The 17,907-nt window shown below is 70.3% G+C and carries 15 protein-coding genes and 1 tRNA gene; 10 read left to right on the top strand and 6 right to left on the bottom strand.

Annotated features, from left to right (window positions below; genetic code table 11):
• Positions 1–7 precede the first annotated feature (7 nt).
• Entirely contained in the window at positions 8–1,942 is a 1,935-nt protein-coding gene (gene gyrB, locus MXD61_RS01500) for a DNA topoisomerase (ATP-hydrolyzing) subunit B (protein ID WP_163549569.1), read from the top strand.
• A gap of 67 nt (positions 1,943–2,009) precedes the next feature.
• Entirely contained in the window at positions 2,010–4,514 is a 2,505-nt protein-coding gene (gene gyrA, locus MXD61_RS01505) for a DNA gyrase subunit A (protein ID WP_248811028.1), read from the top strand.
• A gap of 466 nt (positions 4,515–4,980) precedes the next feature.
• Here the strand turns inward: gyrA and MXD61_RS01510 are convergent, their stop codons facing one another.
• Complete coding sequence (locus MXD61_RS01510) at positions 4,981–5,727, bottom strand: hypothetical protein (RefSeq protein ID WP_248811030.1); 747 nt, start codon at positions 5,725–5,727, stop codon at positions 4,981–4,983.
• A gap of 25 nt (positions 5,728–5,752) precedes the next feature.
• Between MXD61_RS01510 and MXD61_RS01515 the strand changes: the two genes are divergently transcribed.
• The 3 genes from MXD61_RS01515 (at position 5,753) to MXD61_RS01525 (ending at position 7,781) form a co-directional block, all read left to right on the top strand.
• Positions 5,753–6,250 (top strand): DUF3566 domain-containing protein, encoded by a 498-nt coding sequence (locus MXD61_RS01515; protein ID WP_248811031.1) that lies wholly within the window; start codon positions 5,753–5,755, stop codon positions 6,248–6,250.
• 65 nt (positions 6,251–6,315) lie between these two features.
• Positions 6,316–6,389: transfer RNA gene (locus MXD61_RS01520), tRNA-Ile, on the top strand.
• A gap of 513 nt (positions 6,390–6,902) precedes the next feature.
• Positions 6,903–7,781 (top strand): Dam family site-specific DNA-(adenine-N6)-methyltransferase, encoded by an 879-nt coding sequence (locus tag MXD61_RS01525; RefSeq protein ID WP_248811033.1) that lies wholly within the window; start codon positions 6,903–6,905, stop codon positions 7,779–7,781.
• Between the two features lie 28 nt (positions 7,782–7,809).
• On the opposite strand, the gene MXD61_RS01530 is transcribed toward MXD61_RS01525, so the two are convergent.
• Complete coding sequence (locus tag MXD61_RS01530; RefSeq protein ID WP_248811035.1) at positions 7,810–8,949, bottom strand: hypothetical protein; 1,140 nt, start codon at positions 8,947–8,949, stop codon at positions 7,810–7,812.
• A gap of 144 nt (positions 8,950–9,093) precedes the next feature.
• On the opposite strand from MXD61_RS01530, the gene MXD61_RS01535 reads away from it, so the two are divergent.
• The 4 genes from MXD61_RS01535 to MXD61_RS01550 all read left to right on the top strand — a co-directional run bounded on the left by MXD61_RS01535 (position 9,094) and on the right by MXD61_RS01550 (position 11,836).
• A complete protein-coding gene (locus MXD61_RS01535; RefSeq protein WP_163549516.1) occupies positions 9,094–9,459 on the top strand; it encodes a hypothetical protein in 366 nt (121 codons plus the stop codon).
• 52 nt (positions 9,460–9,511) lie between these two features.
• Positions 9,512–9,892 (top strand): roadblock/LC7 domain-containing protein, encoded by a 381-nt coding sequence (locus tag MXD61_RS01540; protein ID WP_163549515.1) that lies wholly within the window; start codon positions 9,512–9,514, stop codon positions 9,890–9,892.
• A 598-nt stretch (positions 9,893–10,490) separates the two neighbouring features.
• Entirely contained in the window at positions 10,491–11,168 is a 678-nt protein-coding gene (gene def, locus MXD61_RS01545) for a peptide deformylase (RefSeq protein WP_248811037.1), read from the top strand.
• A 50-nt stretch (positions 11,169–11,218) separates the two neighbouring features.
• Positions 11,219–11,836 (top strand): class I SAM-dependent methyltransferase, encoded by a 618-nt coding sequence (locus MXD61_RS01550; protein WP_248811039.1) that lies wholly within the window; start codon positions 11,219–11,221, stop codon positions 11,834–11,836.
• Here MXD61_RS01550 and MXD61_RS01555 read toward each other — a convergent pair.
• The 4 genes from MXD61_RS01555 to MXD61_RS01570 form a co-directional block, all read right to left on the bottom strand.
• A complete protein-coding gene (locus MXD61_RS01555; RefSeq protein ID WP_248811041.1) occupies positions 11,819–12,958 on the bottom strand; it encodes a hypothetical protein in 1,140 nt (379 codons plus the stop codon). The two genes, MXD61_RS01550 and MXD61_RS01555, sit on opposite strands and share 18 nt — an antisense overlap.
• Positions 12,945–13,685, bottom strand: a complete 741-nt coding sequence (locus MXD61_RS01560) for a class I SAM-dependent methyltransferase (RefSeq protein WP_248811043.1) — start codon at positions 13,683–13,685, stop codon at positions 12,945–12,947. Before MXD61_RS01560 ends, MXD61_RS01555 begins: the two co-directional genes overlap by 14 nt.
• 9 nt (positions 13,686–13,694) lie before the next feature.
• Entirely contained in the window at positions 13,695–15,146 is a 1,452-nt protein-coding gene (locus tag MXD61_RS01565; protein WP_248811045.1) for a glycosyltransferase, read from the bottom strand.
• 284 nt (positions 15,147–15,430) lie between these two features.
• Complete coding sequence (locus MXD61_RS01570; RefSeq protein ID WP_248811047.1) at positions 15,431–15,856, bottom strand: organic hydroperoxide resistance protein; 426 nt, start codon at positions 15,854–15,856, stop codon at positions 15,431–15,433.
• A gap of 195 nt (positions 15,857–16,051) precedes the next feature.
• Between MXD61_RS01570 and MXD61_RS01575 the strand changes: the two genes are divergently transcribed.
• The gene (locus MXD61_RS01575) at positions 16,052–16,705 is read left to right on the top strand and encodes a TetR/AcrR family transcriptional regulator (RefSeq protein WP_248811048.1); all 654 of its coding nucleotides are present in this window, start codon (positions 16,052–16,054) and stop codon (positions 16,703–16,705) included.
• The last annotated feature ends 1,202 nt before the right edge of the window (positions 16,706–17,907 follow it).

Consider the following 17,907-nt stretch of genomic DNA (forward strand, 5'->3'; position numbering starts at 1 on the left):
CCGCAGCGTGGCCTACGACGCTAGTTCGATCAAGGTTCTCGAAGGTCTCGACGCGGTCCGCAAGCGTCCGGGCATGTACATCGGCTCCACCGGGGAGCGTGGCCTGCACCATCTCGTCTACGAGGTGGTCGACAACGCGGTGGACGAGGCGCTCGCCGGTTACTGCGACACGATCTCCGTGACCCTGCTGGCCGACGGCGGCGTCCGCGTGGTCGACAACGGCCGTGGCATCCCGGTCGGCATGCATCCGGTGAAGAAGGTGCCGACGGTCGAGCTGGTGCTGACCACCCTGCACGCGGGAGGCAAGTTCGACGGCCAGTCCTACGCGGTCTCCGGTGGTCTGCACGGCGTCGGTGTCAGCGTCGTGAACGCCCTGTCCACCCGGCTCGACGTCGAGATCCAGGTGGACGGGCACGTCTGGTTCCAGCCGTATGTGGCCAGCCGTCCGGCGAAGCCGCTGGTCAAGACCGGTCCGTCGAAGAAGACCGGCACGTCCGTCACGTTCTGGGCGGACCCGGAGATCTTCGAGACCACCGAGTACAAGTACGAGACGCTCTCCCGGCGGCTCCAGGAGATGGCCTTCCTCAACAAGAGCCTGTCGATCACGCTGATCGACCAGCGCGGTGAGGAGGAGCTCCAGTCCACCTACCGCTACGAGAACGGCCTGGTCGACTTCGTCGTCCACCTCAACGCCACCAAGGACGCGATCCACCGCAGCGTGATCTCGCTGGAGTCCAAGGGCACGGGCATCGAGGCCGAGCTCGCGATGCAGTGGAACGCCGGCTACTCCGAGTCGGTCTACACCTTCGCGAACACGATCAACACGCACGAGGGCGGCACCCACGAGGAGGGCTTCCGCGCCGCGCTGACCAGCGCCGTCAACGCCTACGCCAAGGACCAGAACCTGCTCAAGCCGGTCAAGGCCGGGGCCCGCGGCGGCGACGAGCGGCTCTCGGGTGACGACATCCGCGAGGGCCTGACGGCGATCATCTCGGTGAAGCTCGCCCAGCCCCAGTTCGAGGGGCAGACGAAGACCAAGCTCGGTAACACCGAGGCGAAGAAGTTCGTCCAGGAGATGTGCTACTCGGCGCTCAAGGACTGGTTCGAGGTGAACCGGACCGAGGCACGGGCGATCGTCAGCAAGTCCCTCGACGCGCAGCGGGCCCGGATCGCCGCCCGGCAGGCCCGGGACCTCACCCGGCGCAAGGGTCTGCTCGGTGGCACAGGGCTGCCCGGCAAGCTGTCGGACTGCCAGTACACCGACCCGGAGCGCTGCGAGCTGTACATCGTCGAGGGTGACTCGGCGGGTGGCTCGGCCAAGGGTGGTCGGGACTCCAAGTTCCAGGCGATCCTGCCGCTGCGCGGGAAGATCCTCAACGTGGAGAAGGCCCGCATCGACCGGGTCCTGAAGAACACCGAGGTCCAGGCGCTGATCCAGGCGCTGGGCACCGGCATCCACGACGACTTCGACATCGCCAAGCTGCGCTACCACAAGATCGTGCTGATGGCCGACGCCGATGTCGACGGTCAGCACATCCGCACGCTGCTGCTCACTCTGCTGTTCCGGTTCATGCGTCCGCTGGTCGAGGCCGGTCACGTCTTCCTGGCCCAACCCCCCCTCTACAAGATCAAGTGGGGTCGGGAGGACTGGGAGTACGCCTACTCCGACCGCGAGCGCGACGGTCTGCTCCAGCGCGGGGTGGAAGCCGGGCGCAAACTGCCCAAGGACGCCATCCAGCGGTTCAAGGGTCTCGGCGAGATGAACGCGACCGAGCTGTGGGACACCACCATGGACCCGGACCGTCGCATCCTGCTGCAGGTCACCCTGGACGACGCGGCCGTCGCCGACGAACTGTTCTCCGTGCTCATGGGCGAGGATGTCGACGCTCGTCGCAGCTTCATCCAGCGCAACGCCAAGGACGTGCGTTTCCTGGACATCTGAGCCAGCGCACCCCGGGACGGCTGCCCGTCCCCCTGACGACTGATCCCTCTTGCCCTGGAAGGACCCCGTGGTCGACGTCCTGCCGCCACCCCCCGCTGACCGCATCGAACCCATCGGCATCGAAGTCGAGATGCAGCGGTCGTATCTCGACTACGCCATGTCGGTCATCGTCGGACGCGCGCTGCCCGAGGTACGGGACGGGCTCAAGCCCGTCCACCGTCGCGTGCTGTATGCCATGTACGACGGCGGCTACCGCCCTGACCGCGGGTACTTCAAGTGTTCCCGTGTCGTCGGGGACGTCATGGGTAACTACCACCCCCACGGCGACACGGCGATCTACGACACCCTCGTCCGGCTCGCGCAGAGCTGGTCGCTGCGGTATCCGCTGGTCGACGGCAACGGCAACTTCGGTTCGCCGGGCAACGACCCGCCCGCGGCCATGCGGTACACCGAGGCCCGGATGGCCGCGCTGGCCATGGAGATGCTGCGCGACATCGACCAGGAGACCGTCGACTTCGCGCCGAACTACGACGGCCGTTCGCAGGAGCCCCTGGTCCTGCCCAGCCGGTTCCCGAACCTGCTGGTCAACGGGGCCGGCGGCATCGCGGTCGGGATGGCGACGAACATCCCGCCGCACAACCTGCGTGAGGTCGCCGCCGGTGTGCAGTGGGCGCTCGACCACCCCGACGCGACCGACGAGGAACTGCTCGAGGCGCTGCTCGGCCTGGTCAAGGGCCCGGACTTCCCCACGTCCGGCCTGATCGTCGGCCGCAGCGGCATCGAGGACGCCTACCGCACCGGCCGCGGCAGCATCCGGATGCGGGCGGTCGTCAACGTCGAGGAGAACAAGAGCCGCACCCAGCTCGTCGTCACCGAGCTGCCCTACCAGGTGAACCCGGACAACCTCGCCGAGAAGATCGCCGAACTGGTCCGCGACAACAAGGTCACCGGCATCTCGGACGTCCGCGACGAGACCTCGGCCCGTATCGGTCAGCGCCTGGTCATCGACCTCAAGCGGGACGCCGTCGCCAAGGTCGTGCTGAACAACCTGTACAAGCACACCCAGCTGCAGGACACCTTCGGCGTCAACATGCTGGCGATCGTCGACGGGGTGCCGCGCACGCTGCGCCTCGACCAGATGATCCGCTACTACGTCGAGCACCAGGTCGACGTCATCGTCCGGCGCACCCGTTACCAGTTGCGCAAGGCCCGCGAGCGGCTGCACGTCCTGGACGGTCTGCTGATCGCGCTCGACCATCTGGACGAGGTGATCAGCCTCATCCGCAACGCCGAGTCGGCGGAAGCCGCCCGCGGCCAGCTGATGGAGCGTTTCACGCTCTCGGAGATCCAGGCGACCGCGATCCTGGACATGCAGCTGCGCCGCCTGGCCGCCCTCGAACGCCAGCGGATCATCGACGAGGCCGCGGAGCTGCGGGCCCGGATCTCCGAGCTGGAGGCGATCCTCGCCTCACCGTCCCGCCAGCGGGAGATCATCGGCGAGGAGCTCGCCGAGGTCGTCGAGAAGTTCGGCGACGAGCGACGCACCCGGCTGGTGCCGTTCGAGGGCGACATGTCCATCGAGGACCTGATCGCCCGCGAGGACGTCGTCGTCACCGTCACCCGCGGCGGCTACGCCAAGCGCACCAAGACCGACCTGTACCGCTCGCAGCGTCGCGGTGGCAAGGGCGTGCAGGGCGCGGCGCTGCGCGAGGACGACATCGTCGAGCACTTCTTCGTCACCACCACCCACCACTGGCTGTTGTTCTTCACGAACAAGGGACGGGTGTACCGGGCGAAGGCGCACGAACTGCCCGAGCAGGCCCGCTCGGCCAAGGGGCAGCACGTCGCGAACATCCTCGCCTTCGGCCAGGACGAGCGGATCGCCGAGGTCATCGCTCTGCAGGACTACGAGGTGTCGCCGTACCTGGTGCTCGCCACCAAGCGTGGCCTGTGCAAGAAGACCTCGCTGCGCGATTTCGACTCCAACCGGGCCGGCGGCCTGGTGGCGATCAACCTGCGCGACGACGACGAGCTGATCGCCGCCCGCCTGGTCGCCCCCGGCGACGACCTGCTGCTGGTCAGCCGCAACGCCCAGTCGATCCGCTTCCACGCCGACGACGACCAGCTTCGCCCGATGGGCCGGGCCACCTCCGGTGTGATCGGCATGCGCTTCGACGCCGAGGACGAACTGCTGTCCATGGACGTCGTCGTCCCCGACAGCACCGCCGACCTGTTGGTCGCGACCTCCGGCGGCTACGCCAAGCGGACGCCGCTGGCCGAGTATCCGGTGCAGGGCCGCGGCGGCAAGGGTGTGCTCACCGCTAAGATCGTCTCGACCCGCGGCGGGCTCGTCGGCGCACTGGTCGTCGAACCGGACGACCAGCTCTACGCGATCGCGTCCAACGGGGGTGTGTTGCGCACTGTTGCCCAGGACGTCCGCCGAGCGCAGCGCCAGACGATGGGCGTGCGCCTCATCGATCTGGAATCCGGTGTGCAGGTCGTCGGGGTGGCGCGTAATGCTGATGCGGAGGACACCGACGCCAGCGACGGTGCCCCGGCCCAGGACGGCTGAGTCCCGGACCGTGGAGCTCGACGCCGGGCAGCGGCCGTCCGCGTCGCGGTGCCGGCCCCGGCAACGCGTCCAGGTGGCACCGCGCGATGCGGTCGCGTGGCAGGGGCAGGCGCACGAGCGGCGTGCGTCGCCCGGAAGCGAACCGGGAGTGGTCCGTGAGCGACAGTCAGGATGACCGGCCTGACCGGCCGGGCGCCCAGCGCGGCGCTGCCTCCGCCGGCTCCGATCGTGCTGGTTCGAAGGATGCCGGCCCCGGTCGTGGCGCGTCCGGTGGTGGTGGTGGGACGGCTGACGGGGACGGCGAGACGATGGTGATGCCTGTGACGGGCGACTCTGGACCGTCATCGGGCGGCCTGGCGAGGGGCACCGGCGCCGAGGGCTCCAGCCGAACCGCTCGTTCCGAGGGCCCCGCTCGTTCCGGGGACACGGACACCGGTGGCGCCGGGGGTCAGGGGAGCACGGGGGGTCAGGGGAGCACGGGGGGCGCCGGTAACGGTGACTCCGGTCGAACCGGTGCGTCCCGCGCGGCGGAGTCAGCCAGCGCGAGCCCGTTCTTCCAGCGGTCGGGACGGTCGGCGACGGACGACTCCGACAGCCTGGGAGACCAGGGCGGTTCATGGGCGAGCAACCCGAGCCGGGGCGAGGCGGAGCCGCCGAACGCCAGCGCGGCGGCGACCACCCGCCAGTCACCGCCCGCTCGGGCCTCTGGCGCGGGAGCATCGGGTGCGGGAACGTCGTCACCAGGCAAGTCGTCGCCGGGAAGCTCGTCCGCGGGCACGTCATCCGCGGGCAGGGTGAGTTCGGGGGCGGCCTCGGCCTCGGCAACCCGCAAACTCGAGGCGGGCGCCGTATCGTCGCCCGCGAGGTCCCCCGCGTCGACGCCCGCTGGCGGCATCGACCGGTCCACCGCGGGCCTGCCCAGCGCCCGTACCGAGCCCCCGGCCGAACGGACCAGGGACAACGACACGATGTCCCTGGTCCGCCCGCCATCCACGACGAGGAGCCGTGCCACGAAGCCCGACAGCACCCGCGCCACGCCGCCGCGCGGGGCCGCTCCTGACGGTGTCCGGCCGGCCGCACCGCCGCGTGTGCAGGCCGCGACGCCCGCCGCGTCCGCCGCGACGACCGTGCACGGACGACCAGGCACCGGTGCGGGCCCCGCGGCCACCGCTGGCCCCGCACCAACGAGCACCCCGGCCGCTGGCACCCGCACCGGCACCGCCGGTCCCGGCCGTCCGATGACCGCTACCCCGCCCGACGCGCTGGCCCGCCAGTTCGACACCGCCCCCGGAGACCGACCGGGCAGTGCTGCCCGCGGCGGTGAGGGCACCAGGCCCAGCGGAGGCGGTTCCGGTGGCGGCTCCCGCCCACCGGGAGCCGGCCGACGCGCGAAGCTGCGCCTGTCCAAGGTCAACCCGATCACGGTGACCCGGCTGAGCTTCGCCTTCTCGCTGTGTGTCTTCGTCGTCCTGCTCGTCGCCGTCGCGGTGCTCTGGTTCGTGCTGAACTCGATCGGCGTGTTCGACAGCGTCACCGACGCGGCCGACACCCTCACCGACAGCAGCGCGGGTGACGTGCGGGGCTGGCTGTCGTTCGGTCGGGCCATGGAGATCAGCCTGCTCATCGGCGCGATCAACGTGATCCTGATGACCGCCCTGACCACCCTCGGTGCCCTGCTCTACAACCTCTGCGCCGAGATGATCGGCGGTATCGAAGTGACCCTCAGCGACCAGTAGCGCGATCGGGGCGGCGCCGGTACCCACCCCGGCGCCGCCGTCCTGTATGGTTGCAGTCGTTGTCCGGACCTATAGCTCAGTCGGTTAGAGCGCTTCCCTGATAAGGAAGAGGCCGGTGGTTCAAGTCCACCTAGGTCCACACTTTTCGCACCCGCATCGATCGCCTGTCCGATCGATCATCGTGAGATCGTCGAACGCACGACGTGCGTTTTCGGTGCGCTCGTAGCATGGTTCTTCCCCGGTCCGCCGCGCGATCAGCACGAGAGCGCCGCAGGCGCACCGCTCGCTCTCGACGGGGGCCAGGAACGCCGGGCTGTTCCTCTCCCACGCCGCCCGCCAGGCCCGTCCGGTCAGGTGGCGCCAGGCCCGCTCTGGGCGGTGCCGAGCTGGCGATCCCCAGACGACGACGTGGAGGCCGCCAGGAGCGCGTACACCCGGGCGCTTCCGCGCGGCCGCGCGCTGGTGCTCCTGGTGTCCATCCGCGCGGCCACGTAGCCGTACGCCCCGCGGGTCCAGCCCGGCCGGCCCTCGGGTTCCCATCGGGTTCGCGAGCGAGGGAAGCGCCCCGTCAGGGCGCCGCGGCGAGGCCCGGACATGCCCCGCACCTATCAGCCGGCTCGGCTGTCGGATCTTCTCCCACAGGCCCGGTAGCATGCTGGACGTGCGGTCGATGCGTCCACAGACTGTGAGTCTCGCGCCGAGCGAGCGCTCGTTCCTGAAATGGGTGGGCGGCAAGACGCGCTACGCCAGCACTCTGGTGGCAATCGCACCCGACTTCTCCGGCACATATCGGGAACCATTCCTGGGCAGCGCCGCCGTCTATTTCGAGCTCCGACCCACGAGCTCCGCGCTGAGCGACGCAAACGGCGAGCTGGTCGTCTGCTTCCAGCAGGTCAAAGAGAACCCGCTTGACGTTATGGATCTTCTTGACACGATGCCGAACACGCCGGAGTACTTTGATGGTGTCCGGCGGTGGAGCCCTGCCGATCTTTCCGATCTCGAGCGGGCGGCGCGGGTTGTCTATCTCAACAAGACCAGCTTTCGCGGCCTGTGGCGGGTGAACAGGAGCGGCGGATTCAACACTCCGTACGGGGCATATGATCGACCCTACTACAACCGGAACACCCTGCTGCGTGCGTCCAGGGCGCTCGCGGACGCCACGATAGTGGAATCCGACTTCGAGGCCGCCATCGATCAGGCGCAGCCGGGCGACTGGGTCTACCTGGATCCACCTTATGTTCCGCTCGGTGGGTGGGCGGATTTCAAGCGCTACACGCCAGGCCAGTTCGGCGAAGATGATCACGTGCGACTCTGTGTGGCCATGCGCCGCGCCGACTCGAGGGGGGTTTTCGTCACCCTCACCAACAGTGACACCGAGTTCGTCCACGAACTTTTTGGTGCGCACTTCCGCGAGGCTCGGCTCGCGACGCGCCGAGACATAAATCTGGTTTCAAGAAAGCGCAACAGCTGGGATCTTGTGTTCACCAACTACGAGCCCGTTGTTCCTGAGCGGCTGGCCATGGTTCCGTAGGAAACAGGTGCTGTTTCGGTCGCTGCGGTCAGGTGGCCTCCACCTGGCCATGGCGGTGCGACATGTCCACGGCTGGCCGATGCCGCTGTTCGGCGATTCTGGCCGCGGTGGAAATCGGGTGGCGGGGTAGCGGGCTGTCGACCAGAATTTCGTAGCGGCGTCTCGGGGCGTGGTCCGAGAGCGCGGTGTCGGCCGTGGCCGGCGCCCGGTGGAAACGGTCACCGTAGGGGCGGGGCACCGAGGGGTCGGCGGGCGTCGAGCGCGGTCGGGCCATCCGCGTGGGAACGTCCGCCGGGGGATGCCCCTGCGGGGGTGCCAGCTCGATCCAGCCCCGATGGATGAGAAACGCGAGATCGGTCAGGACGGGATAGGTTCCGCGGCCCAGCGCGAAGGCGAGGTCGCGACCGGTCCGCCGGCCATCCATCCATGCGAGCAGGCTGACCTGCGGTGCGACTGTCGGCATGCGGGCCGCACCGGACGCCGGCCGCGGCCGGGACCGCGCGGTCAGACCAAACTGGGTGCTCCACTGGTCGGCGACGGCCAGCCGCCGGGCGGTCTCACGTACCGCCCACCTGGCGTCGATCCCCGGCCGCGCGGGCAGCAGCGCCGGTACGGCCACGGCGCCGGGCCGCGCCGGCTGGCGGGCCACCGCGGTGGGTGCGGAGCTGGCCAGGGCGAACAGCGCGTCCATCACGGTGATCCGGGCCAGGATCTGTACGCCCGCACGCCCCAGCAGGCCACGTTCGACCAGGAGGGCGGGCACCTGGCCGGTCGCCGCCCCCGCGGTGTGCACCGCGGTCCACTGCTGCGCCGTGACCCGTCCGGAGCGCAGGAGCACCGACTCCACCCCCGGCGCCGCGGACGTGCCGGCGTCGATGATCAGCCCGTCCTGGAAGGTCACCCGGCCGCTGGCGGCCCCACACACGTCCAGGCTGCCGGTGAACGCGTCGTCGGCGCCGCTGACCAGGGCGGTCAGCAACCACTCCGCGCCGCCGATGACGCCCGAACGCTGACCCGATGCCGGACCTGATGCCGATGCCGGACCGGGTTCCGGAGCCGATGCCTGGAGCGGGACGGGGCGGCGGGTCGGCAGGCCGATGACCTCCGTTCGGGGTCGATCGTTCGTCGGGGAAATGTAACCCCGAATGGTGTCCGTCTCATCGTCCATGGTGATATCCCTGGTGTGACAGGCTGATCGGGCAACGGTACGGTCGTTGTGTCCACACGATATGCCGGCGGTCTGTGTCATGTTATCGCCGAAGCTGGCGAAGGAATTACATCCTCCGGTCATCGGGTTGAGGAGAACACGGTTATGGACATTGAGACCGCGCTCAAGGAAGCCATGCAGGTGGACGGCGCGGTCGGTGTTTCACTGGTCGACGCGGAGAGCGGAATGATGCTCGGTTCCGCCGGTGGCAGCCGGGAGTTCGACCTGGAAACGGCGTCGGCCGGGAACACGGAGGTGGTGCGGTCAATGCGTCGCGCTCTGGACGTGCTGGGTGTCCGGGACGGGATCGAGGACATCCTCGTCAGCCTTGACCGGCAGTATCACCTTGTCCGGTTGCTCGAGCGAGCGGACAGTCCGCTGTTCCTCTACCTGGTGCTGGATCGGTCCCGCGCGAATCTCGCGCTCGCCCGGCACAGTCTGCGGCTCATCGCCCGTGCACTCGACCTCTGAGTGACCCGCCCGTCCGTGGCTGTCGCCGACGGACGCCTGCAAGGAGACCTCGATGATCACCGCAATCACGATCACTGACGCGGTACTGACCGAACTGCACGGCCTGCGCGCGCAGGTCCCCGGTGTGACCGGCACCGTCGTCGCCGCGGCCGACGGCCTGCTGTTCTGCGCGGACGCCGAGGGCACCCGGCCCGAAGTGATCGCCGCGATGGCGGCCGCCGCCCTGGGCCTTGGCAGATCGACCGGCCAGGAGGTCGGGCTCGGTCCGCTGGACGGGGTGGTCATCCGGTGCCAGCAGGGCCATGCGGTCGTCTACGCCGTGGGTGCGGCGCGGCTGCTCGTCGTCCTGGGCGATGAGGGGCTCGATCTGGAGATCCTGCACCTGCGATCGAGGGGCACCGTGCGCCGGATCGACGCGGCGTTCGCCGCCTGAGCACGGCACGGCTGGCTGTGGACGGGCAGGGTGCTCGTCCACGGTCAACGTCTGATGGCTGTGGACAACCGATGGCTGTGGATCAGTTGGTGTGCTCGAATACGTCCGTGTCCACGTGCTCGATCTGCGACCATGAGTGGGCGGAGCATCATGGATCGGGCGATCTTTCTCCCTGGGTGACATGTACGTCTCTTTCGGTGGGCTGCTACTGTCGGCGCACGGTGGAGGAGGCCCACGCCGAGATGGTGCGCGGCGCCGGGCCGGCACGGGCCAAGCCGATGTGTGCCACCTGCGGTCAGCGTCCCGCGCAGGACACCCAGTGCCCGCCGTGCCGGGATGATCGGCAGCGCCGGGCCGAGCAGGAGTTCGCGGCCTGGTGGGCGCAGCCGTGCCGTGGGCGCGGGCGTGGGGCGGGCACGGAGCCCGGGCCGTCGCACCTGCCCTCCGGTGTTCCGCCAAACTCATAGGCTCATCTCACTGCACGGCGCAGGATCGATGGCGGCCCGAAACGACCGCCACCCGGGCGTCCGAGCTGGCCCGGCCGCACGGCGCCGACCGCCGGCGCGAACGTCCGGTCGGACGAAGGGAGAAGGTCGCCATGGCCTCGCGTACCCGCCACAACCACGCGGATCAGGATCCGGACCCGCGGGTCCGCGTGCTGGGGGAGCCCGTCGAGAGCTATCCGGTGCTGCCTCCGGAGACGGCGCGTGGCAACCCCCGGCGGATCACCGTTGTCGGCGAGCCGATCCTGCACCGGCCCTGCCAGCCGATCACCGAGTTCGGCACACCGGAACTCGCCGCGCTCATCGACGACATGTTCGCCTCGATGTACGTCGCCGAGGGCGTGGGGCTCGCCGCCAACCAGATCGACGTCGATGCCTCCCTGTTCGTCTACGACTGCACCGACGACGACGGCGTCCGCCATGTGGGGCACATCGCCAACCCGGTGCTCGAGGAGCCCGACCCGACCGAGCGGCGCCTCGTCAGGAGCGACGAGGGCTGCCTGTCGGTGCCCGGCGCGTCGCAGGAGGTCGCCCGCCTCGAGCGGGCCGTCGTGCGCGGCCAGGACCAGACCGGTGCGCCGCTGCGGCTGGAGGGCACCGGCTACTTCGCCCGCTGCCTGCAGCACGAGGCGGACCACCTCAACGGAAGCCTCTACATCGACCGACTCTCCAGCCGTGGACGGCGCAAGGCCCTCAAGGAGATGGAGGAGGTCCGCGACGAGATCTTCGCCCGTCGGGCCGAGCGGGCGGCGGCCCGCCAGCCGGCCGGCTAGGTTGGAACCGCCGATGCTGGCAGGGGTTCGGTCGATCTGAGGAGTATGCGGTGGACGCGGCGTTGCGGGAGCTGGCCGAGGCGGCGACGGGTTTCATGCCCCCCGACGAGGGGGCGGCGTTGCACCGGGCGGCCGCCCAGGTGCCGGCCGGCGGGCTGATCTGCGAGGTCGGCACCTACTGCGGCAAGTCCACGCTCTACCTGGCCGCGGGTGCGCGGGCCGCCGGGGCCACGGTGGTCACCGTCGACCATCATCGTGGGTCGGAGGAGAACCAACCAGGCTGGGAGTACCACGACAGCTCACTGGTCGACCCCCGCACCGGCCGGATGGACACGCTGCCCCATCTACGCCGAACCCTCGAGAACGCCAAGGTAGAGGACGTGGTCACCGCGGTCGTCGGCCGCTCCGAGCAGGTCGGGCGATGGTGGTCGACGCCGGTCGCCCTGCTGTTCCTCGACGGCGGGCACACCGAGGCGCAGGCCCAGGCCGACTACGAGGCGTGGGTCGGGCATGTCATGCCCGGTGGGGCACTGCTCATCCACGATGTGTTCCCGGACCCGGCCGACGGTGGCCAGGCGCCGTACCATGTCCTGCTGCGCGCCCTGGCCGAGGGCTTCGAGGAGCAGTCGCGGACCGGTTCGCTGCGGACGCTACGCCGCGTCCTGTGACTGGCAGCCGCAGGTGCGCGCGGTCAGTGCGGTCAGTGCGGTCGCCGGCAGGTCATCGCCGCGGAACAGCTGCTCGGTGACCCCGCCGGCCAGCGTGTCCACGGCGAGGATCACCGCCGCGCCCGTCCAGGTGGACTGCTCGACCGGCCAGAACACCTCATCGGCGAACTGCCAGCCGGTCCAGTAGCCGCCGTCGGCGTGGCGCAGGCACTGCATGTCGGTGACCAGCCGCCGCGCCGACTCGGTCTCGCCCACCATGTGCAGGGCGATCGCGAGTTCGCAGGTCTCGGCCCCGGTGACCCACGGTTCGTCGGCGACGCAGCGGGCGCCGAGGCCGGTCACGACGAACGTGTCCCACTGCGACGCCAGCCGGGCCTGGCCGGCGGACCCACGCAGCGCACCCCCGAGGACCGGGTAGTACCAGTCCATCGACCAGCGGTCCTTGGGCAGGAAGTACTCGGGATGGGCGAGCAGCGCGTGGTGCAGGTCGTCGGCGGCCCGCCCCCAGCGTGCCGAGGCCTCGGCGGCCCGCCCCCGACCACTCTCGCCGCTGCGGCCGCCGCCCTTACCGCCGTCACTGCCGATCTCGTCGATGACAGCGGCCAGGGCCATCCCGCAGCGCAGGCTGTGGAGGGTACTGGAACAGCCGGTGAGCAGCGCCTCGGGGTAGTGGGCACCGTCGGCGGACCGGGCCCACCAGATCTGCCCGGTGGGGGCCTGCAACGCGGCCACGAAGTCGAGGGCGCGGCGGACCACCGGCCAGATCCCGGTGACGAACTCCTCGTCGCCGAACAGCAGCCACCGATGCAGGGCCGCGGCGGCGACGTAGGCACACTGGTTGCTGTCGACGAAGTCCTCCCGGACCGCGCCCCCGAGGTAGCTCGTCGCCCACGAACCGTCGGCCCGCTGGTTGCGGCACAGCCAGTCCCAGGCCGCGTCGGCGGCGTCGACCTGACCGCACAGGTCGAGCGCCATCGCGCACTCCAGATGGTCCCAGGCGTCGGTGTGCCCACCCGGGTACCAGGGGATCGCACCATCGGCTTCCTGGACGGCGGCGATCGCCTTCGCGGTCGCGGTGAGTGCCTCGGAATCCAGCACCGGAGCAGACTCAACGGACCGCACGAGTGGCCTCCTGGTTTGACTGTTTACGCAGGTAGAGCACGATGCTCTTGCCGAGCACCGGGTTGAGGACCCGCTCAGCGAGCTGCGTGACGCGAGGCCTGCGCATCATGTCCCACACCAGCATCCGGTGGTAAAGCCGCGTCGCCGGATGGTCGTCGTCATGGACACCGACAAGACACCGCAGCCACCAGTACGGCGAGTGCAGCGCATGGGCGAAATGCGTGTCGACCGGTTCGAGACCGACCTTCATCAGTCGCTCCCGCAGCTCGGAGCGCCGGTAGATGCGCACATGCCCGCCGGGCACCGTGTGGTAGGCCGAGGACAGGCTCCAACAGACCTTCTCGGGCAGCCGGTTGGGCACGGTGATCGCGATCCACCCGCCCGGACGCACCACCCGGGCGATCTCGGCCATCGCCGCGGTGTCCGCGGGCAGATGTTCGAGGATCTCCGCGGCGATGACCCGGTCGAACGTGTCGTCCGCGAACGGCAGAGCCAGCGCGTCGCCGCGCACCACGGCGGACCGTCCCGCCGGTGGAGCCTGCCCCTCCAGGGCCATCGCGCCGAGCATCGCCTGGACGTCCCGGACATCCGAGAAGGAGTAGTCCAGCGCGATCACCTGCGCGCCGCGGCGGAACGCCTCGAAGGTGTGCCGTCCACCGCCGCAGCCCAGGTCGAGCAGTCGGGTGCCCTCGGGCACGGGAAAACGGTCGAAGTCAACGGTGAGCATGGCGGCCGGTCAGTTCGCCGGCGCGGACGGCCCGGTCACCGTCGCCGACGAGGTGGCGCCGGTGGGCACCGTGGCGGTGATGGGAACCGACCCACCGGTGGGCACCGTCGAACCTGTGGACGAGACGGTGCCCGTGGCTGGCGTGGGTTGCGGTATCCACGGCCAGGTCGCACCGGGGTAGGGCGAGGTCGGGGTGCCGCCCACGGCGGCGATCCGCTCGGCGTACCAGGCCGCGGTGGCAGCACTCGCCGCACGCCAGGAGAAACGCTGCTCCACCCGGCGGCGGCCGGCGGCACCCATCCGGGCCCGCAGGTCAGGGTCGTCGAGCAGCCGGCGGATCGCGCCGGCCAACGCCACCGGGTCACCGGGTGGGACGAGCAGCGCCGCCTCACCGTCCGGCCCGGCCACCTCGGGCAGCGCGCCCGCGGTCGTCGCGACCAGCGCGATCCCGCAGGACAGCTCCTCGACAGCCGGCAGGCTGAAGCCCTCGTACAGCGAGGGAACGACCGCGACCTCGGCGGAACGCAGCAGGTCGACGAGCTCCAGCTCCGGCACGCCGGAACGGAAGGTCACCGCGTCCGCCAGGCCCAGTTCGGCGACCCGGCGCTGGGCCTGGCCACCCTCGCGGACCTTCCCGACGCAGACCAGGTGAGCCAGCGGCCGCTCGTGGCGCAGCGCGGCGAGCGCCTCCAACAGCACCCCGAGCCCCTTGAGCGGCACATCGGCGCTGGTCACGACCACGATCCGGCCGGGTACCGGCGACGCCCCGGCGGGCGCCGGGGTGAAGATGTCCGAGTCCACCCCCAGGGGCACCGTGTGCATGCACTCGGTGGGCAGCGCCATATCCGTGATGATCTCGCGGCGCGAGCTCTCGGACGGGATGACGATCCCGTCCAGTCCGCGGGCCACCCGTGCCTGCATCGGCAGGAACGAGTACCACCGGCGGATACCGGTGCGGGCCTTCCAGCCGGATGTCGCCTCCAGGCTGAGCCGGCGGTCCACCGTGATCGGGTGGTGCACGGTGCTCACCACGGGGATCCGGTGGGGACGCAGCGCCGACCGCAGCGCCAGCAGGCCGTAACCCAGCCCCTGGTTGTCGTGGATGATGTCGAACGGTGGCCGCCCGCTGGCAGCGCGTGGCCGCAGCGCCTGGTAGGCGCGCAGGCTGAACGACAGGGGTTCGGAGAACTGACCGGTGCGCATCATCGCGACCTCGACGGCGTCGGGTAGCGAGCGCAGCTCGGCCGCCTTCGGCCAGCGGAACGGGTCCGCCTCGCCGTAGAGATCGAGGCTGGGCAGTTCGGTCAGCTCGACGCCTGGGTCGAGCACCGGGTATGGCGGTCCGCTGACCACCTGCACGTGATGGCCGAGGGCGACCAGTTCGCGGGACAGATGTCGGACGTACACCCCCTGGCCACCGCAGGTGGGCAGGCTCCGGTACGACAACAACGCGATCCGCAAGTGTGCGCCCTTCGTCCGTTTCGGGCCATGGCTGGTCCCTCGACGTTGAGGGGGTGGTGCAGTTCGACACTAGGACATTCGCGGTGGATCTTCACCCGAATCACGTGACGCCCAGTTGCTCCCAGGCTGTGCAAAGACGGAGACCGTTGGAGTTGACACGGCTTCGTTGTGCCGTGGGCACCGTGCGCGCGGCCGGGACGGTGCCCACGGGGACGGTGCCCCGCGTGGAGCCCCGTCCCCGCACGGGCAGCGGGCGATCGCCGTGGGCGGTCACCGCGCCAGCTTCACTCCTCGTCGACGAGAACGACCTCAGCCGGCACGTTTCCCCTGGTAGCACGGGAGTACGGGCACATCTCGTGGGCAGCCGCGAGCAGTTCCTGCGCGACGGCGCGGTCGAGTCCGGGGACCTGCGCCTCGATCCGCGTGCTCAGGCCGAGGCCCCCGTCAGCCTGACCGAGTGACACGGTGACCGACACGGCGGAGTCCTTGACGTCGATCTTCCGGCCGCGCGCCACCGCCTTCAGCGCACTGTGGAAACACGCCGCGTAACCGGTTGCGAACAGCTGTTCGGGATTCGTGCCCGGACCGTCGTCCCCACCGAGCCCCTTGGGCATGGACAGCTGCAGGTCAAGCCGGTTGTCGCTGGATGCCACCCGGCCGTCCCGACCACCCCAGGCGGTCGAGGTGGCCGAGTAGAGCGCGTTCGTCATGCTGCCTCCGTAGGTCGCGCGATAGATTTAAGTAACCACATCGGTGCCCTAAAAGGAAGTCGTCCACACCCCTCCTCGGCTTAGCCTTGCCCACATGGAGGCCACATCGAGCCGGGCCGGCCGGGAAATCCCGGTCCGGACAGGTCGCACGCAGCAGGTATGGCAAACCCGGCAGACACGGTGAGCGTGACGGACATGACGGACATCACGGACAGTCCAAATCACACTGAAGCGGGCGGAACCGGCGAGGTATCCCGCCCTCGGCGGGGACGACCGCGGGACGCGACCATCGACACCCGGGTGCTGACCGCCGCCGTCGCGGAGCTCGCCGAGAACGGCGTCGCCGGCTTCAGCGTCAACAGCGTCGCCGCCCGCGCCGGAGTCGCGAAGCGCGGCATCTACATGCGCTGGCCCGACCGGGACGACCTCGTTCTGGCCGCCCTCGGCACCTTGGCCGCCGGCCTCGTCCCGCCCCGCACCGGAGCCCTGCGCGGTGACCTCCTGCGACTCGCCCCCCTGGTGGATGCGGTCTTCACCGAGCCACGGATGTCGATCCTCGGCCGCTGCATGGCCGAACTGCCCCGATTTCCGGCGATGTACGCGGCGTTTCGCCGTGAGTCGGTCGACCGCTGCGCCGCCGCCATCGAGGACGCCTTCCACGACGCGGTGACCCGCGGTGAGGCCCGTGCCGACCTGGACACCGACCTCGCCTCCGGCGCCTTCCTCGGTTCGCTGCTGGCCCGCCACGCCTTCGGTGCCCCTCAGCCCCTCGACCACGAGACCTTCCACAGCCGCCTGGTCGACTTCTGCCTCGCCGCCGTCCGCCCCGAACACCCCCCTGCCCCCTGACGGTCACCATCCCCGCAGGGTCATCGCCGCGCAGGGTCACCGTCCGCCGATGGGCACCGACCTCGCTCGTGCCTGCCCATCCGCGGGTACCGCCGAGCCCAGCGGTGCAGCCAGTCGCTCTCGCCCTCACCTGACGAGCCGCACCGTGGACGAGCACCGTGGCTGACCATGACCACCGGGACGCCCCGTGCCTCGCAGTCACGCCTCACCCCGGCTGTGCACAGCGCGCCGGTCCGACCACACCATGCCCATCCACGGGCACTGTGCGCCGCCTGTGGAGACCCACCGCACCCGTTCTCCCCACCGGGGCAGCGTGCTTCCCGAGGAGGCGGTGTCCGTAACACCAGGGGGACAGCGTCCGTAACATCACGGGGCCTGCCCCAGGTCACGCACATGGGCAGCGTCCGCGGCCGTTGACGTGCCCCTCAACCTCAGCGGTCACCGTCAGCAGCACACTGGCACCACCCACGGCGATGGTCACCGTGGCGGGCCGCACCCTGATCCAGCACGGGCACCGCATCGACGACCGCGCTGACAGTGCCCGGGCACCGTCGCCTTCACGGTGCCCGCCTTCCACCGGCCGGCCGATGACATCGCCGCACATCGCTGCGCGCACAGGGGCACCACCCGGCGACGCCCCGCCTCGGTCACCGTGAAACCGCGGCTGCACCGCGCGACTCGACCCCGGCCGTCCCGAGGGCCGGCGTCCACACCCGGCACCCTGCCCGATGACGAGCACCGCCCCATCCATGCAGCCAGAACCCCGCCCCTGGACGGGCACCGTGCCGGCAGCCGCCATCCCCGTGCCCGCAGTCACCCGTGCACAGGGCCCCGCTTCCGGACGGGCACCATCGCCGAGCACCGACAGGACCGTGCACGGGACCCCGTCCCCGGGCGGGCACCGTGGCCGAGCAGACCAGCCCTATGCACAGGACGCTCGCTGTCCGTCCGTGGAGAGCGTCGTGAACGTCCGGCCGGTCGCCCTGTGGACGGCCCGGCGATGACCACCAGGCGGGGTGCGTCGTCCTGTCGACCGCATTGCCCGATCGCCGTGGACGGACACCGCGTCCGTGCGTCTCGACCGGGATGTTGACATCCTCCCCGGTCTGAAGACCGGGGATTCCCACCCTCGCGGGCAGGTTTTCCTGTTTCACTGACAGACGCCTCCCCACTCTAGGAGCGGGGTGGTCTCACTCCGTCTC

Source organism: Frankia sp. AgPm24 (assembly GCF_023243055.1).
Classification (GTDB): Bacteria; Actinomycetota; Actinomycetes; order Frankiales; family Frankiaceae; genus Frankia; species Frankia umida.

Coding starts and splice junctions, on each gene's coding strand:
- MXD61_RS01515 (WP_248811031.1), top strand. CDS start 5,753: ATGACCGCTACCCCGCCCGACGCGCTGGCCCGCCAGTTCGACACCGCC.
- MXD61_RS01525 (WP_248811033.1), top strand. CDS start 6,903: ATGCTGGACGTGCGGTCGATGCGTCCACAGACTGTGAGTCTCGCGCCG.
- MXD61_RS01530 (WP_248811035.1), bottom strand. CDS start 8,949: ATGGACGATGAGACGGACACCATTCGGGGTTACATTTCCCCGACGAAC.
- MXD61_RS01535 (WP_163549516.1), top strand. CDS start 9,094: ATGGACATTGAGACCGCGCTCAAGGAAGCCATGCAGGTGGACGGCGCG.
- MXD61_RS01540 (WP_163549515.1), top strand. CDS start 9,512: ATGATCACCGCAATCACGATCACTGACGCGGTACTGACCGAACTGCAC.
- def (WP_248811037.1), top strand. CDS start 10,491: ATGGCCTCGCGTACCCGCCACAACCACGCGGATCAGGATCCGGACCCG.
- MXD61_RS01560 (WP_248811043.1), bottom strand. CDS start 13,685: ATGCTCACCGTTGACTTCGACCGTTTTCCCGTGCCCGAGGGCACCCGA.
- MXD61_RS01570 (WP_248811047.1), bottom strand. CDS start 15,856: ATGACGAACGCGCTCTACTCGGCCACCTCGACCGCCTGGGGTGGTCGG.
- MXD61_RS01575 (WP_248811048.1), top strand. CDS start 16,052: ATGACGGACATCACGGACAGTCCAAATCACACTGAAGCGGGCGGAACC.